At 65.3% G+C, this 6,522-nt stretch carries 4 protein-coding genes and 1 pseudogene; all 5 read left to right on the top strand.

The annotated features are described in order from the left end of the window. A pseudogene (locus MOV74_RS07910) lies at window positions 1-374 on the top strand (ABC transporter ATP-binding protein); the annotation flags it as partial. Beyond that, window positions 371-1,093, top strand: coding sequence for an ABC transporter ATP-binding protein (locus MOV74_RS07905; protein ID WP_246919833.1), 723 nt, complete (start codon window positions 371-373; stop codon window positions 1,091-1,093). The pseudogene MOV74_RS07910 and the gene MOV74_RS07905, both read left to right, overlap by 4 nt. Next, window positions 1,090-2,100, top strand: coding sequence for a branched-chain amino acid ABC transporter permease (locus MOV74_RS07900; RefSeq protein ID WP_246919830.1), 1,011 nt, complete (start codon window positions 1,090-1,092; stop codon window positions 2,098-2,100). The genes MOV74_RS07905 and MOV74_RS07900 overlap by 4 nt, the downstream gene beginning before the upstream one ends. After that, window positions 2,097-3,182: a branched-chain amino acid ABC transporter permease gene (locus MOV74_RS07895; protein ID WP_246919828.1), complete on the top strand. Its 1,086-nt coding sequence runs from the start codon at window positions 2,097-2,099 to the stop codon at window positions 3,180-3,182. The genes MOV74_RS07900 and MOV74_RS07895 overlap by 4 nt, the downstream gene beginning before the upstream one ends. A 175-nt stretch (window positions 3,183-3,357) precedes the next feature. Then, the gene (locus MOV74_RS07890) at window positions 3,358-6,468 is read left to right on the top strand and encodes an EAL domain-containing protein (RefSeq protein WP_246919826.1); all 3,111 of its coding nucleotides are present in this window, start codon (window positions 3,358-3,360) and stop codon (window positions 6,466-6,468) included. The last annotated feature ends 54 nt before the right edge of the window (window positions 6,469-6,522 follow it).

Here is a 6,522-nt window from a genome sequence, read left to right as displayed (position 1 = left end):
AGGTCGCGCTCGGCAGCCGCCGCGGCGGCGCTGCGACCGCGCTGTCGCATGGCGATCAGCGCAAGCTCGAGGTCGCGCTGATGATCGCGCTGGAGCCGAAGGTTTTCATGTTCGACGAGCCGACTGCCGGCATGAGCATCGACGAGGTGCCTGTGGTCCTCAACCTGATCGCGCAGCTCAAGCAGGACAGGGGCAAGATCATCCTTCTGGTCGAGCACAAGATGGACGTGGTGCGCTCGCTCGCCGACCGCATCATCGTCCTGCATAACGGGCAACTTGTCGCGGACGGGCCACCTGCCGAGGTGATCGCCTCGCCGATCGTGCAGGAAGCCTATCTCGGCGTCGCCCCCAAGACCGCAGAGGGCGTCGCATGACCGACCTGCTCAAGCTCTCCGGCGTGCACACCCATATCGGCCGCTATCACATCCTCCAGGGCATCGACCTCGCGGTCCCGCAGGGGCAGGTCACGATGCTGCTCGGCCGTAACGGTGCCGGCAAGACCACGACGCTGCGCACCATCATGGGGCTGTGGCAGGCTTCCAGCGGCGAGATCAGCCTCTCCGGCGATCGCATCGAAAGCCGCGCCACGCCCGACATCGCAAGGCTCGGCGTCGGCTACGTGCCGGAGAGCATGGCGGTGTTCTCCGATCTCACCGTGAAAGAGAACCTGGTGCTGGCGGCGCGCGACGGTCCGCTCGACGACACCCAGCTCGACTGGATTTTTGGCTTCTTCCCGGCGCTGCGCCGGTTCTGGCTGTCGCGCGCGGGAAGCCTCTCGGGCGGGCAAAAGCAGATGCTGTCGATCGCCCGCGCCATCATCGAGCCGCGCAAGCTCTTGCTGATCGACGAGCCGACCAAGGGCCTCGCACCCGCCATCGTGATGGCGCTGATCGAGTGCCTGAGGGAGATCAAGCGCAAGGGCGCCACCATCCTCCTGGTCGAGCAGAACTTCTTTGCCGCCCGCGAGCTCGGCGACAACGTGCTGGTGATGGACAACGGCACCATCGTTCATCGCGGCGAGATGGCGGCGCTCGCCGCCGACGTGCCGCTGCAGGAGCGGCTGCTCGGCCTGAGCCTGGAGGCACATCAGTGACTGAACTCGCCGCAAATGATCCCCTGCCGAAGCCGAAGCGCGACATCGCGCCGATCCTGCTGCCGATCGCGCTCGCGCTGCTCATGATCCCGTTGATTGGATCGACCAGCTCCTGGCTGACGCTGACCGCCGCGAGCCTCGCCATGGGCATGATGATCTTCATCATGGCCTCGGGCCTGACGCTGGTGTTCGGCCTGATGGACGTGCTTAATTTCGGCCACGGTGCCTTCATCGCCGTCGGCGCCTATGTCGCCACGCTCGTGCTGGCGCCGTTCGCGGCCTCCATGCAGGCGGATTCGCTGTGGATGAATCTCGCGGTGCTCGCCCCGGCCGCGCTGCTGTCGATGGCCGTGTCCGGCGCGCTCGGCCTGGTCGTCGAGCGCGTGCTGATCCTGCCGGTCTACGGCCAGCATCTGAAGCAGATCCTGATGACGACCGGCGGCTTGATCGTCGCCGAGCAGACGCTCTATGCGCTGTGGGGACCGCAGATCATCCCGATGCCGCTGCCGACCTCGCTGCGTGGCTCCTTCATCCTCGGCGATGTCGCAATTGCAAAGTACCGTGTGCTGGCGATGCTGATCGGGCTTGCCATCTTCATCGCGATCCAGCTCGTGCTCAATCGCAGCAAGCTTGGCCTCTTGATCCGCGCCGGCGTCGAGAACCGCGAGATGGTGGAGGCATTGGGCTATCGCATCCGCCGGCTGTTCCTCGGCGTGTTCATGACGGGATCGGCACTGGCCGGCCTCGGCGGCGTGATGTGGGCGCTTTATCGCGAGCAGGTCCACGCCTCCATGAGCGACGACCTCACCGTCTTGATTTTCATTGTCGTCATCATCGGCGGGCTCGGGTCGATCGGCGGCTGCTTCATCGGCGCGATCCTCGTGGCCATGGTCGCCAATTACGGCGGCTTCCTGGTGCCGAAACTCGCCCTCGTCTCCAACATCCTGCTGATGGTCGCCATTCTGATGTGGCGCCCGCGCGGCCTCTATGCGGTGACCAGCCGATGATGATCCTCTCCGGCGACCCGCCGCGCAGCCGCGTCCTCACGCTCGTTCTCGTCCTCATCATCCTGGCGCTGGCGGCGACGCCGTTCCTGTTTCCGGGCGCCAAGGCCCTGAACGTCGCGGCCAAGATCTGCGTCTTCGCGGCGCTGGTCGCCTCCTACGATCTCCTGCTCGGCTATACCGGCTCGGTGTCGTTCGCCCACACCATGTTCTACGGCATCGGCAGCTACGCGATCGCGATCGCGCTGTATGGGATGGGCCCCAATTGGGCGGCGGTCGCAACCGGCATCGTCGTCGGACTGCCGCTCGCGGCCCTGCTCGCGCTCGCCATCGGGCTGTTTTCTCTGCGCGTGGCCGCGATCTTCTTCGCCATGATCACGCTCGCGGTCGCCTCTGCCTTCCAGGTGCTGGCCTCGCAGCTCTCCTGGCTGACCGGCGGTGAGGACGGGCGCAGCTTCCAGCTGCCGGAGCTGCTGCGCCCCGGCACCGTGCTGATCTCGAAAAACCTGTTCGGCTTCGAGGTCAACGGCCGCATCCTGACCTTCTACCTGGTGTTCGCCGTCTCGGCCCTGATGATCCTCGCTTTGCTGCGCGTCGTGAACTCGCCGTTCGGGCGCGTGCTGCAGGCCATCCGCGAGAACCGTTTTCGCGCCGAGGCGCTCGGCTTTCGCACGGTATTCCACCTGACCTACGCCAATTGCCTCGCCGCGCTGGTCGCCGCCGGCGCCGGCATCTTGAACGCGCTGTGGCTACGCTATGCCGGTCCCGATACCTCGCTCAGCTTCTCGATCATGCTGGACATCCTGCTGATGGTCGTGATCGGGGGCATGGGCACGATCTACGGCGCGATCATCGGCGCCAGCATCTTCATCCTCGCCCAGAACTATTTGCAGTCGCTGATGGGCGTCGCCTCCACGGCGGCATCGGAAGCCGGCCTGCCGCTGCTGCCGGGGCTGTTGCATCCCGACCGCTGGCTGCTGTGGCTCGGGTTGCTGTTCATCGCCAGCGTCTATTTCTTTCCGACCGGCGTGGTCGGACGGCTGCGCAATCCCGCCGGCGACAAGAGCGGCGGCAGCTCGCATTAAGCCGCGGTTAACGATGCAGCGCAGCAGTCGCTACGCACGCCGCACAACCGTGACGCGATTCCCGCCCGGCTACATGCGGACGCGGTTGCGCAACCGGATTAATGCTTAGGTAACTGGCTTTCCTAAGGTTTAGGCCATTTGTGCGGTGTATTCGTGTTCCTCCAGGGAGGGGGGAATGCGCCAGGTCTTTTCCACGATGGCAGCCGGAATGTCTCTAGCCGCGAGGAACGGCTGGGAGGTCTTGGCGCGGCGTGGTCCTGTCCTGTGGTTGACCCTGTGCGGCGTGTTGCTGGTCGCGGGCATCTTCGCCGTGACGGCCGTGGCCGTCGGCGAATTTCGCGAGCGCACCCTGGTCAATCGCGAGCGCGAGCTGGAAAACACGGTTAAGCTGATCGCGCGCCACTTCGACCAGCAATTTGAGGATTCCGATGTCGTCGCCGCCGATCTGATCGGGCAGATGAACCTGGCGGAGATCACCTCGCCAACGACGTTCCGCGAGCGCATGTCGGGATCGGCGACGAACCAGATGCTGCGCAGCAAGATCAGCTCGGTGTCCTATCTCGGCGATATCGCGATCTACGATGCCGACGGCGAGTTGATCAACTGGTCGCGGGCCCAGCCGCTGCCCAAGATCAACATTTCATCCCGGGCATACTTTCAGACGTTCAAGACGGATCCGCAGTCCGAATCGGTGCTGCTCGAATCCGTCCGCAGCTTCATCATCAACAAATGGACCACCGTCGTCGCACGCCGGTTGAACGGCGCGGACGGCACCTTCCTCGGCGCGATGGTGCGCCGGATCGATCCGGACAGCTATCAGCACTATTTCGCATCCGTCGCGCTCGCCGAGGGCACCGCCATCTCGCTATTCGATCGCGAGGGCAAGATGCTGGCGCGCTATCCGCATCGCGAAGAGCTGATCGGACGGAGCTACAAGGATGCGCCGCTGATGCATAAGGTGCTGAGCGAGGGCGGTCAGCACACGCTTCGCGTCAGGAGCCCGCTCGATGGCGAGGAGCGGCTCGGCTCTGCTGCGTCACTGACGCATTTCCCGCTGGTCATCGTCGCCACCAACACCATGGCGGCAGCGCTTGCGGACTGGCGGCAGCAGACCGGCTTCACGGTCGCGACGGCGGGCTTCTCGGCCGGCGTCATCGCGCTGATCCTCTATCTGATCATTCGCCAGATCAACCGGCAGAACCGCGAAGCGCAGGAACGGCTGGAAGCGGAGCGGCTGCGGCTCGACACCGCCCTCAACAACATGACCCAGGGGCTGATCCTGTATGACGCGAGCGGCTACATCGTCACCTGCAACCGCCGCTATGCCGAGATGTTCGGTCTCTCCCACGACGTCATCAAGCCCGGCTGCCACATCCGTGAGGCGATGTACCATCGCAAGGAACGTGGCGCGTTCGACGGCAATGTCGAGGAACTCTGCGCCGAGGTCATGAGGATCGTTGGCGAGGGCACGGTCTCCACGAGAACGCATCTATTGGCCGACGGCCGCGCCTTCCAGGTCATCAATACCCCGCTCGCGCAGGGTGGATGGGTCGCCACGATCGAGGACATCACCGAACGCCGCAACCTCGAGCAGGAGCGGGACCGCAACTACACCTTCCTGCGCGAGATCATCGACCATATCCCCTCGCGGATCACCGTGAAGGACGCCCAGACGCGGCGCTACCTCCTGGCCAACCAGGTCGCCGAGGAGCAGCTCGACGAGACCCATGAGACGATCGTCGGCAGGACGGTGTTCGACCTTTATCCGGCAGAGGACGCCGAGATCATCACCCGGGACGACGACCGGCTGCTGCAGTCGCCGGACGGGCTGTTCCTGGACGAGCACATCTGGAACACCCCGGCCATCGGACGCCGCTACATCACCTCCCGGAGGATCGGCATCCGCGACAAGTCCGGTGAGCCACGCTACATCATCAACGTCGTCGAGGACGTCACCGAGAGGCGGCGCGCCGACGAGAAGATCGCGCACATGGCGCATTATGATGCGCTGACCGACCTGCCGAACCGCACGCTGTTCCGCGAGCAGATCGAACGCGAGCTGGCGAAGGCCGCCGACGGCGGACAGTTCGCGCTGCTCTACATCGACGTCGACGAATTCAAGGGCATCAACGATTCGCTTGGCCACCACGTCGGCGACGAGCTGTTGAAGGCGATTGCCGGCCGTCTCCGCGGCTGCCTCAAGCAGGACGACCTGATCGCGCGGCTGGGCGGCGACGAGTTCGCCGTGATCCAGACCGCAATCCAGTCCCCTGCCGATGTGCTGTCGTTCGTAACCCGCATCTATCAGGCCATCCGGCAGCCCTTTCATTGTCTCGGCCATCAGCTCTCCACCGACGCAAGCATCGGGATTGCCCTGGCGCCGCAGGACGGCACCGATCTCGACCAGCTCGTCAAGAACGCCGATCTCGCGATGTACGGCGCGAAGGCGCAAGGGCGTCGCAGCCACCGTTTCTTCGAGCCGGAGATGGATGCGAGCGCCAAGGCGCGCCTGAGCATGGAGCAGGACCTGCGGCAGGCCCTGGTGAACGGCGGCTTCGAGATTCACTATCAGCCGCTGGTCGACCTGCGTACCAACGAGGTCTCGGGCTGCGAGGCGCTGCTGCGCTGGCGGCATCCGGAGCGTGGCATGGTGTCGCCGGCGGAGTTCATTCCGGTCGCCGAGGATACCGGCCTGATCAACGAGCTCGGCGACTGGGTGCTGCGGATGGCTTGCAACGAGGCCGCGACCTGGCCGGCGCATGTGCGCGTCGCGGTCAACGTGTCGCCGGTCCAGCTCAAATGCGACACGCTGGCGCTGCGGATCGCGGGCGCACTCGCCGCCTCCGGGCTTGACCCGCGCCGGCTCGAGCTCGAGATCACCGAGGCCGTGCTGATCCGCGACGACGAGGCTGCGCTTTCGATCCTGCATCAGCTCCGCTCGATCGGCGTGCGCATCGCACTCGACGATTTCGGCACCGGCTACTCCTCGCTCAGCTATCTCAAGCGCTTCCCGTTCGACAAGATCAAGATCGACCGCTGCTTCGTCGCCGACATCGCGGAGGAGAGCGGCGCACCCGTGATCGTGCAGGCGGTGGTGAACATTGCGGCCGCCAGCAGCATGACCACGGTCGCCGAAGGGGTCGAGACCGAGGCGCAGCGCGAGCTGCTGCGCGCACTCGGCTGCACGCAGATGCAGGGCTATCTGTTCAGCCCGCCGAAGCCGGCCAGCGAGGTGCGGAAATTGTTCGGCTCCGGCAGTGCCGTGCCGGTGGCGGCGGTGGCCTGATGGCGAAGCCAGTGAAGTCGTCAAGCACGTCGCCGGGAAAGACGTCAGGCAAGA

Source organism: Bradyrhizobium sp. SHOUNA76, assembly GCF_023006445.1.
GTDB lineage: Bacteria > Pseudomonadota > Alphaproteobacteria > Rhizobiales > Xanthobacteraceae > Bradyrhizobium.
Note: the sequence above shows the minus strand (reverse complement) of the source record. Positions and strands in the feature narration are given on the sequence as shown.

Coding starts and splice junctions, on each gene's coding strand:
- MOV74_RS07890 (WP_246919826.1), top strand. CDS start 3,358: ATGCGCCAGGTCTTTTCCACGATGGCAGCCGGAATGTCTCTAGCCGCG.
- MOV74_RS07905 (WP_246919833.1), top strand. CDS start 371: ATGACCGACCTGCTCAAGCTCTCCGGCGTGCACACCCATATCGGCCGC.
- MOV74_RS07895 (WP_246919828.1), top strand. CDS start 2,097: ATGATGATCCTCTCCGGCGACCCGCCGCGCAGCCGCGTCCTCACGCTC.